The sequence below is a fragment of the Cronobacter muytjensii ATCC 51329 genome, from assembly GCF_001277195.1.
Taxonomy (GTDB): Bacteria; Pseudomonadota; Gammaproteobacteria; order Enterobacterales; family Enterobacteriaceae; genus Cronobacter; species Cronobacter muytjensii.
The window spans coordinates 484,489-504,658 of record NZ_CP012268.1 but is presented as its reverse complement, the minus strand read 5'-3'; the positions used below and the strand labels follow the sequence as shown (position 1 = coordinate 504,658).

The window sequence follows — 20,170 nt, the reverse complement described above, 5'->3', positions numbered from 1 at the left end:
GGGTTTATGAGGGCGAAGCCGACAGCGCCTGGCCGGTTGGGCAGGCAGGCGCACCGGTGCTACGTATGACGCTGACCTGGAGAGCGGGTACGCGAAGCGCCCCGCCCCCGCGCCGCCATCAATAAGGCGGGATCTCCCCTGTGGGGAGGGACAAACATTCACGCTTTACGAACAAGGAAACTCCATGCCAGGCGTCACGCTTCGCCATATCGAAATTTTCCACGCGGTCATGACCGCGGGCAACGTTACGGAGGCGGCGGCGCTGCTGCGCACTTCGCAGCCCACCGTCAGCCGCGAGCTGGCGCGATTTGAAAAGCTTATCGGGCTGTCGCTTTTTACCCGCGCCCGCGGGCGGCTGCACCCTACGGTGCAGGGGCTGCGCCTGTTTGAAGAAGTTCAGCGTTCCTGGTACGGGCTTGACCGCATCGTCAGCGCGGCGGAAAGCCTGCGCCAGTTCCGCCAGGGCGAACTCTCCGTCGCCTGCCTGCCGGTCTTTTCGCAATCGCTGCTGCCGCTGCTGTTAAAGCCGTTTCTGGATAACTATCCGGAAGTCAGCCTGAATATCGTGCCGCAGGAGTCGCCGCTGCTGGAAGAGTGGCTCTCCGCCCAACGCCACGATTTAGGGATAACGGAAAACACCGCCACGCCCGCCGGCACCGAGCGCCAGACGCTGCTGACATTAAATGAAGTGTGCGTGCTGCCCGCCGGGCATCGCCTGGCCGATAAACCCCAGCTTACGCCGCAGGATTTCGCCGGTGAGAATTACATCAGCCTGTCGCGCGCTGACAGCTACCGGCAACTGCTTGATTCGCTGTTCCAGGAGCATAATGTGCAGCGGCGCATGGTGCTGGAAACCCACAGCGCCGCGTCGGTCTGCGCGATGGTACGCGCGGGCGTCGGCGTGTCGATAGTCAACCCGCTCACCGCGCTGGATTATGCGGCGACGGGTATTGTGGTGCGCCGCTTCAGCGTGGCGGTGCCGTTTACGGTCAGCCTGATCCGCCCGCTGCACCGCCCGGCTTCCGCGCTGGTGGAAGCGTTCAGCCGCCATTTGCAGCAGCAGATGGCCGGACTTAGCGTAACGCTTGAGGCGATGCAGGCGAGTCCTGGTCACCCAGCATGAAATTTACCGCGTCGGCGGCATGCAGCGCGGCGGTGTCGAATACCGGCAGCGGGCACTCCTGCGCGCCCAGCAGCAGGCCGATTTCGGTACAGCCAAAAATCACGCCCTGCGCGCCGTTACCGGCGAGGGTATCAATCTGCTGCTGATAGTAGCGCTTTGATTCCGCGGTGATTTTACCAAGACACAGCTCTTCGAAGATTATCTGATTGATGCGCGCCCGTGCGGGTTCGTCAGGGATAAGCGTCTGCACGCCGAAGCCCTGACTGAGCCGCGCGCGATAAAAATCCTGCTCCATGGTATAGCGCGTGCCGAGCAGCGCCACCTGGCGTAGCCCCGCTGCGTTAATCGCGCGGCCCGTGGCGTCGGCGATATGTAAAAACGGCAGCGGACAGTGCGTTTCTATCTGATGCGCCACTTTATGCATGGTGTTGGTACACAGCACAATCGCCTGCGCCCCGGCGCGTTCAAGGCCCAGCGCCGCCTGCGCCAGCATCTCGCCCGCTTTTTCCCACTCGCCGCTCGCCTGGCAGGCTTCTATCTCGTGAAAATCGACGCTGTGCAGCAGCAGTTGTGCGGAGTGCAGCCCGCCCAGACGGTCACGCACGCCTTCGTTGATTAAGCGGTAATACGGGATCGTGGATTCCCAGCTCATACCGCCCAGCAAGCCTACTGTTTTCATCATTGCCTCCTTGTGTCCACACCGGGTTATAACATGCCCGCAAAGAGGAACAAATGTGATCTGCCCGCCATTTCCCGGCGTGGCGCGTTCTTTTCTTTTTCTCGCCAGGATAGATTAAATGAAACAACGTTTCACATATTCGAGGCGAGCCATGTTTATTTATCACAACGAGACCACGCTGGAAGATTTAGGCAACGGCGTGACCCGCCGCATTCTGGCGCACGACGGCAAGATGATGGCGGTGGAAGTCAATTTTGACGCCGGCGCGGTCGGCCCCATGCATAACCACCCGCATGAGCAACTGACCTATGTGCTTTCCGGCGAATTTGAGTTCACCATCGGCGAAGAAACCCGCCGCGTCAGCGCAGGCGACACGCTGTATAAAAAGCCGAATATCATGCACGGCTGCGTTTGTATTACGCCCGGCACGCTGCTCGACACCTTTACGCCGGTGCGGGAAGATTTTTTGAAATAACCGCGCCAGTAAAAAAGCCGTCCAAAGAGGCGGCTTTTTTGTCTGCGAGGGCGCGTCAGGGGAGCAGCGCGTCGGCGTGCGTCTCACGCTCCGCCATCGCCTGGCGCTGCGCGAGCATATCGCGCATCAGCACCGTCGCACAGGCAATAATTAAGCCCGCCAGCGCCATCAGGATAACCACCAGCGCTTTACCTGGCCCGTCGCTTTTCACCGGCAGCGACGGCGTCATCTGATAGTGGAAAGGCAGGAAATCCACCTCGGCCAGATTCAGTTTTTTCAGCTCCGCCAGGCGATATTCGCGGCTCTGGATGGCGCTGTTAAGCGCCGTGACATCGCTGATTGAACGCTCTATTTGCAGCTTCTGCGCAAGCCCATCTGCGCCGAGCGCGATTGAGTAATCCGGGTCATCCTTCACGGCCTGCCCATTGCTGTACACCGGCTTTTTAATGCCCGCCGCGTTAGCGACCTGCAACGAGTAATTAAGACGCTGAATCGCAATTTTGTGTTCGTTATTCAGGTTGTTACGCTCAATCTCCAGGCGGCTTTCTTCCGATTTCACTTTCAGCTCAATAGTGGTGCGCAGATTTTCCAGCACCTCACGCTGTACCGCCAGTGCCGCGTAATTGATGTACTCCTTTAGCACGCGCTGCGCGTCCTGCGCTTCCGGCGCGGTAAAACTCAGCGTCCACGAGCTGTAAGGCGAGGCGGTTGGCGATTTCGGATCGTCATTGGACTGCATTTTAATGCGCTGCGCCACCATCGTAATGGCGCGCTGAAGGCTTTCGGTATCGCCCTGCGCGCTTTTTACCTGTTCCTGCACCCACGGCGAGGTACGCAGGAATTTCTCCTGCAGCGCGCGCGAATCGAACTTTTTCAGGAACATGTTTTCCAGCGACGCGGCATCAATCGCGGCATCCGTATCCAGCACCTGCAGACTCACCAGCATACGCTGCAGCTCTATCAGCTGTCGCGTCTCCGGTACGGAGACCACCGCCTGGCTGGTCCATTTCTGCGGCAGCAAAAAAGCCACCGCCAGGCCCATGACGATAAACAGCGCGGTGATGGAAAAGATCATTTTGCGGGATTTGAAAAGGACCTCGATCAACGCAATCAGATCTATCTCCGTGCGCTGGCGGTCAAGAAGCGGGTAATCCGTGGCGGGGGTCAGCGGATTATTTTTAATATCTATCGATGACATAGTGAGTGAGACGCTTTATTGGCTGCTGTTAATGAAGTCGTAATTATTTCCCATGAAACAATATGCATGCGAATTGTTTCATCAATCAAATATATAAAATCAAGAAAATTGACGGGCGCACAAGGGTATCCCTTTGACAAAACAAGAAAAGTTGTGCAAAAAAGAAAAACATATCCGTGTTCTGAAGAAAGGTCATACGTCCGTATTCATCATTATCGCGAATAATTAAAAGTCAGCGCAAACGATAATTTGCCTCCCTACCAGAAGTTGTATCACCCCGCCGCCTGAAAAATAGCGCTGCTTCAAAAATCTGGAACAGCGTTTCGACCATGATCACATTTCCGCCATTTATCGAATGACGGCGAAATAAATAGCAATAAGATAAATTAAAACGCTGTTTTAGAAACTAGAAACGACGGTTCAATAAATTATAAAAGTCGCGATCTTCATCACACTACGATCGCGCATTTTCATCACGACACCGTTATTTACAGCGCGGCAGACAGGCCGCCCGCATGTTCGCGGGTCTCGCGCCTTCGCTGTCGCACGATGCTCGACCCGAATCCGATTGATGAACCCTTAATGCCAGGTAGGTATGTATGAATGAAAACAAGCTCCTGGGTCTGGCCTGGATATCACCCTACATTATCGGGTTGATAGTCTTTACGGCCTTCCCTTTTGTTTCCTCTTTCGTGCTCAGCTTTACCGAGTACGATTTAATGAATCCGCCGGTGTTTAACGGTATCGAAAACTACCGTTACATGCTGATGGATGACGATCTTTTCTGGAAATCGATGGGCGTTACCTTCGCCTATGTGTTCCTGACCATTCCGCTGAAGCTCGCCTTCGCGCTCGGCATCGCCTTTGTGCTGAATTTTAAACTGCGCGGCATCGGCTTCTTTCGCACCGCCTATTACATTCCGTCGATTCTCGGCAGCTCGGTCGCTATCGCCGTGCTGTGGCGCGCGCTTTTCGCCATCGACGGCCTGCTGAACAGCTTTATCGGCGTGTTTGGCTTAGACCCGGTGAACTGGCTCGGCGAGCCGTCGCTGGCGCTGATGTCGGTCACGCTGCTGCGCGTCTGGCAGTTCGGCTCCGCGATGGTGATTTTCCTCGCCGCGCTGCAAAACGTGCCGCAGTCGCAGTATGAGGCGGCAATGATCGACGGCGCGTCGAAGTGGCAGATGTTTATGAAGGTTACGGTGCCGCTGATTACGCCGGTTATCTTCTTTAATTTCATTATGCAGACCACTCAGGCGTTCCAGGAGTTTACCGGCCCTTACGTCATTACCGGCGGCGGCCCGACTTACTACACCTATCTGTTCTCGCTTTATATCTACGACACCGCCTTTAAATATTTCGATATGGGCTACGGCGCGGCGCTGGCGTGGGTGCTGTTCCTGGTCGTGGCGCTCTTCGCCTCTATCGCCTTTAAATCCTCGAAATACTGGGTCTTCTACTCCGCCGATAAAGGAGGCAAAAATGGCTGATATCCAACAAGAGCAGCTGACGCCGCGCGCCGGGATGAGCGCCGCCGACCGCGAAGTGGCGCGCACTCTGCGTCGCGAAAAAGTCAGCCGCGCGATTCGCTACGTGATTTTGCTGTTTGTCGGCCTGCTGATGCTCTACCCGCTGGCGTGGATGTTCTCGGCATCCTTTAAGCCCAACCACGAGATTTTTACCACGCTCGGCCTGTGGCCGACGCACGCGACCTGGGACGGCTTTATCAACGGCTGGAAAACCGGCACCGAATATAACTTCGGCCATTACATGCTGAACACGTTCAAGTATGTGATCCCGAAAGTGGTGCTGACCGTTATCTCCTCCACCATTGTGGCGTACGGCTTCGCGCGCTTTGAGATCCCGTGGAAGAAATTCTGGTTCGCCACGCTTATCGCCACCATGCTGCTGCCGAGCACCGTGTTGCTGATCCCGCAGTATCTGATGTTCCGTGAGATGGGCATGCTGAACAGCTATCTGCCGCTCTGGCTGCCGATGGCCTTCGCCACCCAGGGGTTCTTCGTCTTTATGCTGATTCAGTTCCTGCGCGGCGTGCCGCGCGACATGGAAGAAGCGGCGCAGATTGACGGCTGCAACTCGTTCCAGGTGCTGTGGTATGTGGTTGTGCCCATCCTCAAGCCCGCCATGATTTCGGTCGCGCTGTTCCAGTTCATGTGGTCGATGAACGACTTTATCGGGCCGCTGATTTACGTCTACAGCGTGGATAAATACCCGATAGCGCTGGCGCTCAAAATGTCCATCGACGTGACCGAAGGCGCGCCGTGGAACGAAATTCTGGCAATGGCGAGCATCTCCATTCTGCCGTCCATCATCGTCTTCTTCCTGGCCCAGCGTTACTTCGTACAGGGTGTGGCCAGCAGCGGAATTAAAGGTTAACAGGGGAATATCATGGCTGAAGTTATTTTCAATAAGTTAGAAAAAGTCTATTCCAACGGCTTTAAAGCGGTTCATGGTATCGACCTGAAGATCGCGGACGGCGAGTTTATGGTGATCGTAGGCCCGTCGGGCTGCGCCAAATCCACCACGCTGCGCATGCTGGCCGGGCTTGAAACCATCAGCGGCGGCGAAGTGCGCATCGGCGAAAAACTGGTGAATAACCTGGCGCCGAAAGAGCGCGGCATCGCGATGGTGTTCCAGAACTACGCGCTCTATCCGCATATGACGGTGCGCGAGAATCTGGCGTTCGGCCTGAAGCTCAGCAAGCTGCCGAAAGATCAGATCAACCGGCAGGTGGACGAAGCCGCGAAAATCCTTGAGCTTGAAGAACTGCTCGACCGCCTGCCGCGCCAGCTCTCCGGCGGCCAGGCGCAGCGCGTGGCGGTGGGCCGTGCGATTGTGAAAAAGCCGGACGTGTTCCTGTTCGATGAACCGCTCTCGAACCTCGACGCCAAGCTGCGCGCCTCGATGCGTATCCGCATTTCCGATCTGCACAAACAGCTCAAAAAGAGCGGCAAACCGGCCACCACGGTCTACGTGACGCATGACCAGACCGAAGCGATGACCATGGGCGACCGCATCTGCGTCATGAAACTGGGCCACATCATGCAGGTGGATACGCCAGATAACCTCTACCACTACCCAAAAAACATGTTCGTGGCGGGCTTCATCGGCGCGCCGGAGATGAACATCAAACCCGGCCTGCTGGTGGAAGAGGCAGGACGCCTGCTTATCTGCATCGGCGACGACCGTCTGGCGCTGACGCCACGCCAGCAGGAGAAAGTAGCCGCCCGGGCCGGTCAGCAGGTCTATTTTGGCATCCGTCCGGAATACATCACGATTTCCGATGCGCCTTACGCCGAGCCCTGCGGCACCGGCGAGATGGTACGCGTGGAAAATATGGGCCACGAGTTTTTCGTCTACCTGAAGGTCGCTGATTTCGAAATGACCTGCCGCATCCCTTCCGATGAAGCTAAGCCAATGATTGAAAAGGGCCTTCACCGCAAGGTGTATTTTAAGTTCGACATGAACAAGTGTCATATTTTTGACGCCAAAACAGAACAGAACCTCACTCTTTGACAGGAGTCTTATAATGAAAAAAGCCCTCGTTAGCACAGCGTTAGCCTCTACCCTCACTCTCTGCGCGTTCCCGTCGCACTCGGCGGAAAACGTCGAATTGCGTATGTCATGGTGGGGCGGCAATGGCCGTCACCAGGTGACCTTAAAAGCGCTGGAAGCGTTTCATAAACAGCATCCGGAAATCAGCGTTAAGCCGGAATATACCGGCTGGGACGGCCATCTTTCCCGTCTCACCACCCAGATTGCAGGCGGCACCGAGCCGGATGTGATGCAGACCAACTGGAACTGGCTGCCAATCTTCTCGAAAAACGGCGACGGGTTTTACGACTTAAACCAGGTCAAAGACGTTATTGATTTAAGCCAGTTCGATCCGAAAGAGCTGAAGACCACCACCGTCAACGGCAAGCTGAACGGCATTCCGATCTCCGTGACCGCGCGCGTGTTCTATTTCAACAACGAAACCTGGAAGAAAGCGGGCGTGGCCTACCCGAAAACCTGGGATGAGCTGATGGCCGCCGGGAAGGCGTTCGAGTCGAAACTCGGCAAGCAATACTACCCGGTGGTGCTGGAGCATCAGGATGTGCTGGCGCTGCTGAATTCCTACATGGTGCAGAAATACAACATCCCGGCGGTAGATGAAAAAACCAAAAAATTCGCCTACAGCAAGGAGCAGTGGGTCGAATTCTTCGGTATGTACAAGAAGCTCATCGACAGCCACGTGATGCCGGACACCAAATACTACGCCTCGTTCGGCAAGAGCAACATGTATGAGATGAAGCCGTGGATCCAGGGCGAGTGGGCAGGTACCTACATGTGGAACTCCACCATCACCAAATATTCCGACAACCTGAAGCCGCCGGCGAAACTTGAGCTTGGCGCCTATCCGATGCTGCCGGAGGCGAAAGATGCGGGCCTGTTCTTTAAACCGGCGCAGATGCTGTCCATTGGCAAATCCACCAAACACCCGAAAGAAGCCGCGCTGCTGATTAACTTTTTACTGAACAGTAAAGAGGGCGTGGCGGCGCTGGGCCTTGAGCGCGGCGTGCCGCTGAGCAAAGCCGCGGTGGCGCAACTGACCGAAGCAGGTGTTATCAAAGATGAAGATCCGTCGGTATCCGGCCTGAAGCTCGCGCAGTCGCTGCCGACGACGCTGCCGGTTTCGCCATATTTTGACGATCCGCAGATTGTGTCGCAGTTCGGCACCGCGCTGCAGTATATCGACTACGGTCAAAAATCCGTTGAAGACGCCGCCGCGGAATTCCAGCGCCAGGCGGAGCGCATCCTGAAGCGCGCGATGCGCTAAGGGCGGTTTTCTCACCCGCTACCCTGCCCCTGCGGGCAGGGTATTTTTTTGCCGGTATAAGGAACGCGTAATGGCTAAAAGCAAAACCATTCCCCTCTCTTTTGTGACCCGCAGGGACCGCGACACCGGAAACGAGGTGATTCGCCTGACGCCCCCGCATATCGTCTGCCACCGTAACTATTTCTACCAAAAATGCTTTACCCGCGACGTGCGCAAACTGATCTTCGGCGGCGCCTTCGAAGGGCACTGGAATTATTACCTGCTGGATCTCGATGCGCAGCAGGCGACGCAACTGACCGAAGGCGCGGGCGATAATACCTTCGGCGGTTTTTTATCAGCCGATGACCGCGCGCTGTGGTATGTGAAACACCAGCGCGAACTGCGCCAGCTTGACCTGGCAAGCCTTGAAGAGCGTGTCGTTTACGAAGTGGATGACGCCTGGGTGGCCTACGGCACCTGGGTGGCGAACAGCGCATGCACCGCGCTCGTCGGCATTGAGATTAAAAAAAGCGACTGGCAGCCGCTGACTGACTGGCAGAAATTTCGCGATTTTTATTTTACGCAGCCCGAGTGCCGGCTGATTCGTATCGATTTAACCACCGGCGAGCGGCAGGTGATTTTGCAGGAAAAACGCTGGCTGGGGCACCCGATTTACCGCCCGTTCGACGACGCGACGGTCGCGTTTTGTCATGAAGGCCCGCGCGATGTGATAGACGCGCGCATGTGGCTGATTAACGAAGATGGCAGCAATATGCGCAAGGTGCGCCAGCACGGGCCGGGCGAGAGTTTTACCCATGAATTCTGGGTGCCAGACGGTTCGGCGCTTTGTTACGTGGCGCATCAGGCGGGCGACGCGCAGCGTTATCTCTGCGCCGCCGACCCGACGACGTTAGAAAACCGTCAGTTAATGGCTATTCCGCCGTGCTCGCACCTGATGAGCAACCACGACGGCTCGCGCGTGGTGGGCGACGGCGCGCCGCACAAAACCGGCGCGGTCAGTCTTAACGATCCTTATATCTGGCTGTTCAACCTTAACGACAATACGCAGCGGGCGCTGTGCCGCCATGACACCTCATGGAAAGTGCTCGACGGCGACCGTCAGGTGACGCACCCGCACCCGTCGTTTTCGCCGGACGAGCAGTGGGTACTTTACACCTCTGATGTTGAAGGCATGCCGGCGCTGTATCTTGCGAAGGTGTGATGGCGAGTGGCGATTCAGCGAATGGCGGGCGCGCCGTTGACGTGCTTTCGCCCTCTCTGATGGGAAAATCGCCGGGGTGTGGAAATATGCCGCGTCGGTGAAAGCGTTCCGTTCGCCATGACACCCTCTCCATATGTGCTTTTCCCTCACGCGAACGTGCAAAGGGGGCTCGCCGCCGCCCCCTCTGCAATCCCGGCTCCCGGCAGAAAATCGCCCCTTCGGGGGAGCCGCACCTCTTTCCCTCCGGTCACGGGTCGGGCAAGGCAATACCTCCTGTATTGTCATGCCCTCGCACCGGCCTGCGGCGAAACGACGCGGCCGATTTTTTTTAGCCGGAGCAAAACCATCTGACTTACCGTTTTCATATTTTCCAGGGTGGGTACGCGGCGCACACCCACCATAAACGGTCACCCACAAAAAAGCCTCCACGCGGGAGGCTTTTTCACAACCGGTGACGCTTAACGCGCCAGCCAGCCGCCGTCGACAGCGACGGTGTACCCGTTAATGTAATCGGACGCGCCTGAGGCTAAAAACACCACCGGCCCCATCAGGTCGCTCGGCAGTCCCCAACGCCCCGCCGGTATACGGTCGAGGATTTCGGCGCTGCGCTGCTCGTCGGCGCGCAGCTGCTGGGTGTTGTTGGTCGCCATATAACCTGGCGCGATAGCGTTCACATTGATATTGTGCTTCGCCCACTCGTTTGCCATCAGGCGGGTGATACCCATTACGCCGCTTTTTGACGCGGTATAAGACGGCACCCGAATGCCGCCCTGGAACGAGAGCATCGACGCGATGTTAATGATTTTGCCGCCGTTGCCCTGGGCAATGAACTGCTTCGCCACGGTCTGCGACATAAAGAACACGCTCTTGATGTTCAGGTTCATGACATCGTCCCAGTCCTGTTCGCTGAAGTTAATCGCGTCTTCACGGCGGATCAGACCGGCGTTATTCACCAGCACGTCGACATGGCCGAATTCCGCCACGGCGCGCTCGATAAGCTCAGGAATAGCGTCGATTTTACGCAGATCGGCCGTCAGGCTCAGAAAACGACGGCCCAGCGCGGTCACGCGCTCGATGGTTTCCGTCGGCTCAACAATGTTAATGCCAACAATATCGCAGCCTGCTTCCGCGAGGCCCAGCGCCATTCCCTGACCAAGACCGGTATCGCAGCCGGTAACGATCGCGACTTTACCCTGAAGAGAAAATGCATCCAGAATCATGTGTGTTTCCTTGTTAATCGAGCCTGCGTCAACAGGCGTGACCGGGATAAGACTGTCTGCCGCTTACGCCCTCTCTTAACGACCTCTGATCGATGCCATAAAACGCCCCGTACAGGAGCCCCGGCACGGGTCGCTTTACGCCATCTCACGATGACCACGCGTTAAGAAAGAAGGGCCAATGATTGCCTGCCAAACAGCAAAACAGCGTTTCGTTTTCAACAATGCGTTCATCTTAAACTTAGCGAAACAGGTTTTCAATTCTAAATAAAACAATGTTTCATTTTTTATTAAGGCTATTGTCAGAATTGATGAGCCGATCACGCTTACTTTGTTTTGTTTGCGCGCGCCGCTGAAAGAAATTTTCAAATAAAGATTAGTAATCAAATAGTTAATTAATAAATGCGTTACTGCGCCTCATCGTTTCCAGGGCTACAAAGGCGCAGCCAATTACCGTCAGATTTTTCGTTTGCTATACGGCTGACTGTCTATAAATGCGCTTTTTTGAAAAAACCAGGGTAAAAGTGCGCCCGCAGTCACACACATTGAAACGGTGTTTTGATAATTTATTACTCACTTTTCGAAACGTTAACAGCGAACGCCAGCCGGCAATAAAAGGAGCAGAGTATGGCCAAAGGCATGCGGGTGAAGCTTCAGTATCAGGTGAGCATTGATCCGGATACCGGGGCGGAAATTACCCGTTTAACCCCACCGGAAGTGACCTGTCACCGCAACTATTTCTACCAGAAATGCTTTTTCAACGATGGCAGCCACCTGCTGTTTGCCGGCGAGTTCGACGGACACTGGAACTATTACCTGCTTAACCTGGAAAAGGCCGAAGCGGTGCAGCTCACCGAAGGCGCGGGAGACAACACCTTTGGCGGCTTCCTCTCGCCGGACGACAAATTCCTCTACTACGTGAAAAACGATCGCGTGCTGCGCGAAGTTAACCTCGCCACCCTTGAGGAGCGCGATGTTTACCGCGTGCCGGAAGCGTGGGTCGGCTACGGCACCTGGGTCGCCAACAGCGACTGCAACAGGCTGGTCGGCATCGAAATAGCCAAAAGCGACTATGTGCCGCTGAGCGACTGGAAAATCTTCCACGATTTTTTCCACAAGGGGCCGCACTGCCGTCTGGTGCGTGTTGATCTGCGAACCGGTGCCAGCGAAACCATTCTTGAAGAAAAAATCTGGCTGGGGCACCCGATTTATCGTCCGTTCGACGACCATACCGTCGCGTTCTGCCATGAAGGCCCGCACGATCTGGTGGATGCGCGCATGTGGATGGTGAATGAAGACGGCAGTAATGTGCGCAAGGTGAAAGCGCACGCCGAAGGCGAAAGTTGCACCCACGAATTCTGGGTGCCGGACGGCTCAGCGCTGGTCTATGTCTCTTATCTTAAAGGTCAGCAGGGCCGCACCATTTATCGTTATCTTCCCGACAGCGGCGTGAATGAAGAAGTCATGCCGATGCCAGCCTGTTCGCACCTGATGAGCAATTTCGACGGCACGTTACTGGTCGGCGACGGCTCGGGCACGCCGGTGGATGTGAAGGACACCAGCGGCTACACCATCGACAACGATCCTTATCTGTATGTGTTTGATGTCGCGAAGAAAGCCTACTACCGCGTCGCGCGCCACGACACCTCCTGGGATACCTTCGCAGGCAGCCGCCAGGTCACGCATCCTCACCCCTCCTTCACCCCGGACGGCAACGCTATTCTTTTCAGCACCGATAAAGACGGCAAGCCGGCGGTCTATATTGCAAAACTGCCCGAACAGCGTGAAATGCTGAGAGTCGAATAACAAAAAAAGTCCTGTTTCCATCACTGATCTTGCCCTCCTCTCCTGGAGGGCTTTTTTGCTGCGCTTTGTCGCAATTAAAAACCCACAACAAATAAAGAACACCTTACAGATAAACTCTGCTGAAAATAATATTGGGCGAAACGCAAAAAAAAACCGCCCCTGCATGGGCGGTGCGCTTGTGCTCAGGAGCAAGCTATCAGGAAACAGTAAAACAGAATGAATGCCCCCGTAATGTTGAGGGCAAAATGAGGGGGGAAATTATCAGAAGCTATATGCCACGCCGACACGTAAACGCGTCTGGCGTTCATCGGTTTCTTTCACGCCGATATTGCCCACTTCAAAATAAGGGGACCAGTTTTTATCAATTTTATACGCCACTTTAGCGTTATATTCGTTGGAATATTTTTTGCCGTTATTACGAGTAAAGCCCTCTTCACTCTGCGCGTAAACATAGTTCAGCTCGGTACGCCAGTCGCCCAACGCAAAGCCAACCCATGCATCGCCGCGGTTAACTTTATCGTCATCATCTTTACCTTCCGGCACGCGGGTATATTCATAACGGTAGCGTGCGGCGATATAGACGCCGTTATCAAAGCTGTACTGTACGTGAATGTTAGGCTTATAAATGGTTTTACTGTCAACGCTTTCAATTGTAAAGGCCGGGGTAACCGCGATGGCGTCGGTCGCCTTCCAGCGCCAGCTAATCTGATCTTCATGGCCATTGCCGACCACTTCATTAAAAGGACGCGACTGGTCGTCGCCGCCGGTTTTCCATTTCGCTTCGACGGAAAAACCGAGCCCGTTATCAAAACGGTGTGAAACGGCAACGCGATCTGCGTTAGTGCCGCTATCAATATACTCATGACGTAAATCGACGGTAACCGCGTGTGCCGCGAAGGATGACCCACAGAGGACAGCAAGCGCCAGTGCTTTCTTAAACATAGAGTACCCTTAATAAAATGACGTTTCGTTTTTATGAAACTGCATTTTATTTTTTAGGTAATATTATTTTAGTGATCCGGATCGTATTACCTTGTTTCAAAAATAACGAAAACAAAGCGCGTGATTTACTTCAATAAAAAACCAACAAAACACCGAAAAAAGGCGTTTTGAATCACAATTTATTTTGAGTGAAATTATAACGACGAATTTTTTAGGTAATAAATTGCGAATCACCTCAAATACCATAATAATCAACAACGCAATCGATTCGGGAGATATAATAACGTCAACAGCATTATTAGCAGCGAAAGGAAATGCGCTTTATCGCCAGTAGGCGGCAAAACGCACCGAAAAAGAGGGGGAAAACGAAGGAAAGGAAACGGCCGGTTAATCGCGCTCGATAGCCAGCGCCACGCCCTGACCACCGCCGATACATAACGTCGCCAGCCCTTTACGGGCCTGACGTTTTACCATCTCATGCACCAGCGAGACCAGAATACGGCAGCCGGACGCACCGATCGGATGTCCCAGCGCAATCGCGCCGCCGTTCACGTTCACTTTGCGCTCGTCCCACTCCAGCAGCTTGCCGACCGAGAGGGTCTGCGCCGCGAACGCCTCATTGGCTTCGATAAGATCGATATCATCAAGCCGCCAGCCCGCACGCTCCAGACAGCGGCGCGTGGCGTATACCGGCGCGATGCCCATCAGCGCGGGATCGACCCCGACGCTTGCGAAGGCGCGTATACGGGCCAGCACCGGCAACCCAAGCGCTTGCGCTTTACTGGCGCTCATCATCAGCACCGCGGCAGCGCCATCGTTGATCGATGAGGCGTTGCCCGCCGTGACGCTGCCGGGATGTGCAAAGGCGGGAGACAAACGCGCGAGCCCTTCCGCGCTGGTGTCGGCGCGGGGCTGTTCATCGGTATCCACAACCAATGGCGCGCCCTGCCACTGCTCAATGACCACCGGCACAATCTCATCACGAAACCGGCCGCTGTCGATGGCCGCCCGCGCTTTGTGCTGCGAGGCCAGCGCCCAGGCGTCCTGATGCTCGCGACTGATGTTATATTCGCGCGCCAGGTTTTCCGCCGTCACGCCCATGTGATAGTCGTTAAACGCATCCCACAGCCCGTCATGCACCAGGCTGTCGATGAGATGGCCATTTTCCGGCGGCGCGCCGGTGCGGCCCTCGGTCAGCACATGCGGCGCGCGGCTCATATTCTCCTGGCCTCCCGCGATCACCACATCCGCCTCGCCACACTGAATCGCCTGTGTCGCCAGATGGAGCGCCTTCAGCCCGGAGCCGCAGACGTCGTTAATAGTGATAGCCGATACAGCCCACGGGAGACCGCTGTTAAGCGCGGTCTGACGCGCCGGGTTCTGCCCGGCGCCTGCCGTCAGCACTTGCCCCAGGATCACCTCATCGACATCCTGTGGATTGATGCCTGTACGCCCCAGCAGCGCCTCGATAACGACCGCGCCGAGCTCCACCGCGGAACGGCTCGCCAGCGCGCCCTGAAAACAGCCGATAGGTGTACGCGCGGCCCCCACAATGACGACATCTTTCATGGTTATCTCCGGGAAGTGAACCGGGACATAGTAGCCGCTTGTTATAAAATAATTTCGTAAATGTTTAAAATTTGGTGAGGGCAATCACAAGGAATCTGCGCCGCGCCTGCCGCGGGCGGCGCCTTAAGGGAGGCAGGAAGGGGTTCAGACATTAATACCGTTCGGGCAGCCTGTTAATGGCTTTCAGACGTCCGCGTGAAATATCGACATAGTCGCCTTTCCTTAAGTCGCTGAACACTTTGAGAATATAACTCTGGGAAAGGTTAGTTTTGCTGCGAATAAAATCGCAGGCGTTAATTTCTTCGCGCTCCCGCTCATCTTTCGCGGCGAGTTCAATTAAACAATTGCGAATGAGCGTATAGGACTGTCGCCCCATGAAGTGATAGCTTTTCCAGTACAGCACGTCATAGTACCAGGAGACTACCTGTAATAACTCACGCCAGAGATGTTGCCCCTCGATCACCGCTTCAAATTCGTTACGGGGAATGATGAGCGCCTTACAGGCCGATTCCGCTTTAATCATGAAATGCTGGCTAAACTGATGACTACTGGTGACACCGAGCAACTGCGGCCGGGTCGATTCAATCATCGTCAGGCTGTCCATGATGCGGTGCATCGACACCGAACCGCGCTGGATAGCAACGATATTATCGGGTTGTAAAGGAATATGCGCGCCGTTTGCAAAATGGCGGGGATCGCCGCTATTTTCCAGCGCGGTAATAAGGCGGGTAATGGCCTCTTCAGGCCGTTCGGGGAGCGGATAAGTTTCCATGTTAATAGCGCACGCCAGCGATAACGTTAACTATCAGCATAGTAAAAACCACATCGCGTGCTGCCTCATTTTTTCAGAATGAGACGCCGCGACGATAAAACACGTAAGCAAGAGCTTATTTGGAAAATACGCTTGCCGCCGCGCCCGGGTTAAGGGCGATATCAGCGTTTACTTAATGCCAGTTTGACGGCAAACAGCAGGAAAACGCCACCGGTTACGCGATCCATCCACTTCACCACGCCCGGTTTTTTTAATATACCCGACGCATAGCGGGTGGCGACAATCAGCGTCAGCGACCAGATTGTACCGATCAGCGCATGGATGCCGACCAGCAGGAAAGTCCAGAGCATCGGCGAATGCCCCGCCGGGATAAACTGCGGCAGGAAAGAGACATAAAACACGCCCATTTTCGGGTTCAGCACGTTGCCAAGCATGCCGCGTAAAAAGCTATTGCTCGCGCGCGTTTTATTGCTCTCACGGGGATCAAAGGTGGTGCGCGGACGCAGCAGAAGCTGAATGCCGAGCCAGCAGAGATAACCCGCACCGCACCATTTCAGGAGGGAATACGCCATTTCTGACACCGCGAACAGCGCCCCAAGACCAAATGCCACCAGCGCGCCCCACACAAAACAGCCGGCGTCGATACCCAGCGCCGCCTGCACGGCTTTTTTACCGCCGTCCGCCGCCGCGGTACGCAAAATGAGCGCCGTATCCAGACCTGGCGTCAGGGTTAACAGCGTCGCCGCAAGAACATACGCCAGCAGAGCATCAGTGACAGACATGTTTATCCTCCGAAAAGAAAAATCTTATAGAAGAAAAACAGGCCCGGCAATCAGGCATTTAATTACGCGGCGGGATAATAAGGCAATGTAATTTAATTGAAAAATAAAAGGTAAACGCATAGCGGAATAAGCCGGTCAGAAATTTCCGTTTTACGCTACTTTCGTAATATTCTGCGCCATAACAAAATAACGGACTTGTTCGCCATTTTTACAGAGCAGTGCAAAACTCAGAACGTGAGAACGCAGACATCTGGCCCGGTCCTGGAGGTTCAGATTTCTGGTGACGCCATTAATTATTCAGCATTAGAATGGCTCCTGCACTCATCATTTTTCAGAGATATGTTATGAACACAAGGACGCTGCTTTTAGGTTGTTTCCTGTTAGCTGGTTCGCTGAATAGCGCAATGGCTGACAGCTGCAGGGCTAACATTTTTGGTGGAGAGGATTGCCGCTACGACGATGGAACAACATCCAGCAGCCGATCTAACATTTTTGGTGGGCAGGATACAAAATACAGCGATGGCAGGAGCTCAAGCAGCAGAGCCAATATCTTTGGCGGCCAGGATACGAAAAATAGCGATGGTAGCTCTTCGAGCAGCCGCGCCAATATCTTTGATGGCCAGGATACGCGATACAGTGATGGCAGCTCTTCCAGTAGCCGTTCCAATATTTTCGATGGTCAGGATACGCAATACAGTGACGGCCACTCTTCCAGCAGCCGTGCGAATATCTTTGACAGCCAGGACACCATAAATCATTAATCGTTTTCCGGCATCATGACTAACAGGCGATGCGCCGCCTGTTTATGCTGATGCCGCGCCTTCGCTTTACCCACCGATCTCAATCTATATGACAGGCGTAATCAAGCCGCTGTCATAGCGCTGAACCATCTTATGGTTAAGCAATGTGATTGCATCAAGGTGGCACAGGGGGCATTACGCAGTGAACAAGCAAGAAAGTAAATTCTGGAGCGGGCGAAGGGAATCGAACCCTCGTATAGAGCTTGGGAAGCTCTCGTTCTACCATTGAACTACGCCCGCGAAGAGGTGCGTTAAGCATTATAGGCTCTGGGCTACAGGTGACAAGCCCCTGGCACGCTAACTGACGGATTTATAAGCAACCGCCCGCGCACTGGCGGGCGAAACCGTATTAACAGGACGGTGATTTGCCCTGCGGCGGCAGATAGCGCAGCGGATCAATCGCTGTCGCGCGATAGCGCAGCTGGAAGTGCAAACGCACAGAATCCGCACCAGTACTGCCCATCGTTGCGATTTTCTGTCCGGCTTTCACCTGCTGACCATTGTTTACCAGCATGGTGTCGTTATGCGCGTAGGCGGTGATGTATTCTTCATTATGTTTAATCATGATGAGATTGCCGTAACCGCGCAGTTGGTTACCAACATAAACAACCCTTCCCGCCGCCGAAGCGTAAATCGGCTGTCCGCGACTTCCGGCGATATCGATACCTTTGTTGCCGCCATCGCTGTCGGAATAGCCCATCACCACTTTCCCTGATGTCGGCCAGCGCCAGCAGCGCTGCCCGGCTGGCGGCGGAGCCACTTTCGGTAGCGTTTTTGCCGGGGTGGAACGCGAGGCGGTGCGAGTCGTACTCTTACCGGACGCCGACGCGCCTTTCACCTTCAGACGCTGGCCCACTTCAATGGTGTAGGGAGGAGAGATGCCGTTCAGGCGAGCCAGCTCGCCAACGCTGCTGCCGGTCATCCTGGAGATGCGGTAAAGCGTGTCGCCGCGCTTAACCGTATAGGTCGAGCCGCTGTAAGTTCCCCTGGTTGCGTCCGAAACGCCTGACTTATTGCTGGAGCAGGCGGCGAGAAACAGGCAAACCATAAGGCAAATCGCTTTCTTTTTCAGTAAGGCGGACGACCACTCCGTGCTCAAAACAGCTCCTCATGACAGACGATAACTTTTGACGGCGCTTATCTTAGCAGCTCCGTTTCGTTGACCCAAACCCGGCGGCCTGGCAGAAATGAAAAAGCCGCGCGCTCCCTGCGGAACGCGCGGCTTTGCGGCAAGCGTGACGGCTTATTTCACCGGACGCATGGCCGGGAAGAGGATCACGTCGCGAATGGTGTGGCTGTTGGTAAACAGCATCACCATACGGTCGATCCCGATGCCGAGACCCGCGGTTGGCGGCAGGCCGTGCTCAAGGGCGGTGACGTAATCTTCATCATAGAACATCGCTTCGTCGTCACCCGCATCTTTCGCGGCAACCTGATCCTGGAAGCGCTGCGCCTGATCTTCCGCGTCGTTCAGCTCGCTAAAGCCGTTACCGATTTCACGTCCGCCGATGAAGAATTCAAAGCGGTCAGTGATTTCCGGGTTAACGTCATTACGACGCGCCAGCGGAGAAACTTCTGCCGGATATTCAGTGATAAAGGTCGGCTGAATCAGGTGCGCCTCGGCAACCTCTTCGAAGATCTCGGTCACGAGACGGCCAAGCCCCCAGCTCTTCTCGACTTTAATGCCGATCGACTGAGCGATGCCTTTCGCTTTCTCAAAATCATCCAGATCCGCCATGTCGGTTTCAGGACGATATTTTTTGATGGCTTCGCGCATGGTCAGCTTTTCAAACGGCTTGCCGAAATCAAACGTCTCTTCGCCGTAAGGCACCTGCGTGGTGCCCAGAATATCCTGCGCCAGGGTGCGGAACAGCGACTCGGTCAGCTCAATCAGATCTTTGTAATCCGCGTACGCCATATAGAGTTCCATCATGGTGAACTCAGGGTTGTGGCGCACGGAAATGCCTTCGTTACGGAAGTTGCGGTTGATTTCAAACACGCGCTCGAAGCCGCCGACCACCAGACGCTTGAGGTACAGTTCAGGCGCGATACGCAGATACATGTCGAGATCCAGCGCGTTGTGGTGCGTCACAAACGGACGCGCTGACGCGCCGCCCGGGATCACCTGCATCATCGGGGTTTCGACTTCCATAAAGCCGCGGCCAACCATGAACTGACGAATGCCTGCCAGGATCTGCGAGCGCACTTTGAAAGTGTTGCGGGATTCATCATTGGCGATGAGATCGAGATAACGCTGACGGTAACGCGCTTCCTGATCCTGCAGGCCGTGGAATTTATCCGGCAGCGGGCGCAGCGCTTTGGTCAGCAGACGCAGCTCGGTGCAGTGAATGGACAGCTCGCCGGTTTTGGTTTTAAACAGCTTGCCGCGTGCGCCCAGGATATCGCCGAGATCCCATTTTTTGAACTGCTCGTTGTAAACGCCTTCCGGCAGATCGTCGCGCGCCACATACAGCTGAATGCGGCCGCCAACGTCCTGCAGCGTCACGAAAGACGCTTTACCCATAATACGGCGGGTCATCATGCGGCCTGCCACGCAGACCTCGATGTTCAGCGCTTCCAGCTCTTCGTTTTCTTTGCTATCGAAGTCAGCGTGCAGTTGGTCTGAGGTATGGTCGCGACGAAAATCGTTTGGAAACGCGACGCCGTTTTCGCGAAGCGCAGCCAGCTTCTCGCGGCGTGTTTTCAGTTCGTTATTAAGATCGACCGCCGCTTCTGCGCCTTGTGCTTGTTGTTCAGACATGTTGG

Annotated in this window: 18 protein-coding genes and 1 tRNA gene; 8 read left to right on the top strand and 11 right to left on the bottom strand. The window is 55.2% G+C overall.

The window, feature by feature from the left end; translation table 11 throughout:
* The first annotated feature begins 184 nt into the window (after nucleotides 1–184).
* The gene (locus AFK63_RS02470; protein WP_038868049.1) at nucleotides 185–1,123 is read left to right on the top strand and encodes a LysR family transcriptional regulator; all 939 of its coding nucleotides are present in this window, start codon (nucleotides 185–187) and stop codon (nucleotides 1,121–1,123) included.
* Here AFK63_RS02470 and AFK63_RS02465 read toward each other — a convergent pair.
* Nucleotides 1,074–1,802 (bottom strand): aspartate/glutamate racemase, encoded by a 729-nt coding sequence (locus tag AFK63_RS02465; RefSeq protein ID WP_038868048.1) that lies wholly within the window; start codon nucleotides 1,800–1,802, stop codon nucleotides 1,074–1,076. The two genes, AFK63_RS02470 and AFK63_RS02465, sit on opposite strands and share 50 nt — an antisense overlap.
* Nucleotides 1,803–1,953: 151 nt before the next feature.
* On the opposite strand from AFK63_RS02465, the gene AFK63_RS02460 reads away from it, so the two are divergent.
* Nucleotides 1,954–2,277, top strand: a complete 324-nt coding sequence (locus AFK63_RS02460) for a cupin domain-containing protein (protein ID WP_038868047.1) — start codon at nucleotides 1,954–1,956, stop codon at nucleotides 2,275–2,277.
* 55 nt (nucleotides 2,278–2,332) lie between these two features.
* Here the strand turns inward: AFK63_RS02460 and wzz(fepE) are convergent, their stop codons facing one another.
* Nucleotides 2,333–3,475, bottom strand: coding sequence for an LPS O-antigen length regulator Wzz(fepE) (wzz(fepE), locus tag AFK63_RS02455; protein ID WP_038868045.1), 1,143 nt, complete (start codon nucleotides 3,473–3,475; stop codon nucleotides 2,333–2,335).
* A gap of 599 nt (nucleotides 3,476–4,074) precedes the next feature.
* On the opposite strand from wzz(fepE), the gene AFK63_RS02450 reads away from it, so the two are divergent.
* From AFK63_RS02450 to AFK63_RS02430, 5 genes are all read left to right on the top strand, one after another.
* A complete protein-coding gene (locus tag AFK63_RS02450) occupies nucleotides 4,075–4,965 on the top strand; it encodes a carbohydrate ABC transporter permease (protein WP_007663765.1) in 891 nt (296 codons plus the stop codon).
* A complete protein-coding gene (locus AFK63_RS02445) occupies nucleotides 4,958–5,872 on the top strand; it encodes a carbohydrate ABC transporter permease (protein WP_038868043.1) in 915 nt (304 codons plus the stop codon). The genes AFK63_RS02450 and AFK63_RS02445 overlap by 8 nt, the downstream gene beginning before the upstream one ends.
* A 12-nt stretch (nucleotides 5,873–5,884) precedes the next feature.
* Entirely contained in the window at nucleotides 5,885–7,012 is a 1,128-nt protein-coding gene (locus tag AFK63_RS02440) for an ABC transporter ATP-binding protein (protein ID WP_038868041.1), read from the top strand.
* 13 nt (nucleotides 7,013–7,025) lie between these two features.
* Nucleotides 7,026–8,315, top strand: a complete 1,290-nt coding sequence (locus AFK63_RS02435; RefSeq protein WP_038868039.1) for an ABC transporter substrate-binding protein — start codon at nucleotides 7,026–7,028, stop codon at nucleotides 8,313–8,315.
* Nucleotides 8,316–8,385: 70 nt separating this feature from the next.
* The gene (locus tag AFK63_RS02430) at nucleotides 8,386–9,516 is read left to right on the top strand and encodes an oligogalacturonate lyase family protein (RefSeq protein ID WP_038868037.1); all 1,131 of its coding nucleotides are present in this window, start codon (nucleotides 8,386–8,388) and stop codon (nucleotides 9,514–9,516) included.
* Nucleotides 9,517–9,974: 458 nt separating this feature from the next.
* Here AFK63_RS02430 and kduD read toward each other — a convergent pair whose 3' ends face one another.
* Nucleotides 9,975–10,736 (bottom strand): 2-dehydro-3-deoxy-D-gluconate 5-dehydrogenase KduD, encoded by a 762-nt coding sequence (kduD, locus tag AFK63_RS02425; protein WP_038868035.1) that lies wholly within the window; start codon nucleotides 10,734–10,736, stop codon nucleotides 9,975–9,977.
* 624 nt (nucleotides 10,737–11,360) lie between these two features.
* Here kduD and AFK63_RS02415 point away from each other — a divergent pair.
* Entirely contained in the window at nucleotides 11,361–12,539 is a 1,179-nt protein-coding gene (locus AFK63_RS02415; RefSeq protein ID WP_038868034.1) for an oligogalacturonate lyase family protein, read from the top strand.
* Between the two features lie 261 nt (nucleotides 12,540–12,800).
* On the opposite strand, the gene AFK63_RS02410 is transcribed toward AFK63_RS02415, so the two are convergent.
* The 8 genes from AFK63_RS02410 to lysS form a co-directional block, all read right to left on the bottom strand.
* Complete coding sequence (locus AFK63_RS02410; protein ID WP_038868032.1) at nucleotides 12,801–13,481, bottom strand: oligogalacturonate-specific porin KdgM family protein; 681 nt, start codon at nucleotides 13,479–13,481, stop codon at nucleotides 12,801–12,803.
* Nucleotides 13,482–13,868: 387 nt separating this feature from the next.
* On the bottom strand, nucleotides 13,869–15,050 hold the full coding sequence (locus tag AFK63_RS02405; protein ID WP_038868029.1) for an acetyl-CoA C-acetyltransferase: 1,182 nt from the start codon (nucleotides 15,048–15,050) through the stop codon (nucleotides 13,869–13,871).
* A gap of 151 nt (nucleotides 15,051–15,201) precedes the next feature.
* Nucleotides 15,202–15,822: a helix-turn-helix domain-containing protein gene (locus AFK63_RS02400; protein WP_038868027.1), complete on the bottom strand. Its 621-nt coding sequence runs from the start codon at nucleotides 15,820–15,822 to the stop codon at nucleotides 15,202–15,204.
* A gap of 161 nt (nucleotides 15,823–15,983) precedes the next feature.
* Nucleotides 15,984–16,604 carry a LysE family translocator gene (locus tag AFK63_RS02395; RefSeq protein WP_038868025.1) on the bottom strand — a complete coding sequence of 207 codons (621 nt, stop codon included), beginning with the start codon at nucleotides 16,602–16,604 and terminating at the stop codon, nucleotides 15,984–15,986.
* Nucleotides 16,605–17,134: 530 nt separating this feature from the next.
* Nucleotides 17,135–17,362 carry a hypothetical protein gene (locus AFK63_RS21525; RefSeq protein ID WP_038868023.1) on the bottom strand — a complete coding sequence of 76 codons (228 nt, stop codon included), beginning with the start codon at nucleotides 17,360–17,362 and terminating at the stop codon, nucleotides 17,135–17,137.
* Nucleotides 17,363–17,570: 208 nt separating this feature from the next.
* Nucleotides 17,571–17,644, bottom strand: a tRNA-Gly gene (locus AFK63_RS02385).
* A gap of 109 nt (nucleotides 17,645–17,753) precedes the next feature.
* Nucleotides 17,754–18,452 carry an amidase activator ActS gene (actS, locus tag AFK63_RS02380; RefSeq protein ID WP_108695692.1) on the bottom strand — a complete coding sequence of 233 codons (699 nt, stop codon included), beginning with the start codon at nucleotides 18,450–18,452 and terminating at the stop codon, nucleotides 17,754–17,756.
* A 195-nt stretch (nucleotides 18,453–18,647) separates the two neighbouring features.
* On the bottom strand, nucleotides 18,648–20,165 hold the full coding sequence (lysS, locus tag AFK63_RS02375) for a lysine--tRNA ligase (RefSeq protein ID WP_038868019.1): 1,518 nt from the start codon (nucleotides 20,163–20,165) through the stop codon (nucleotides 18,648–18,650).
* Between the last annotated feature and the right edge of the window lie 5 nt (nucleotides 20,166–20,170).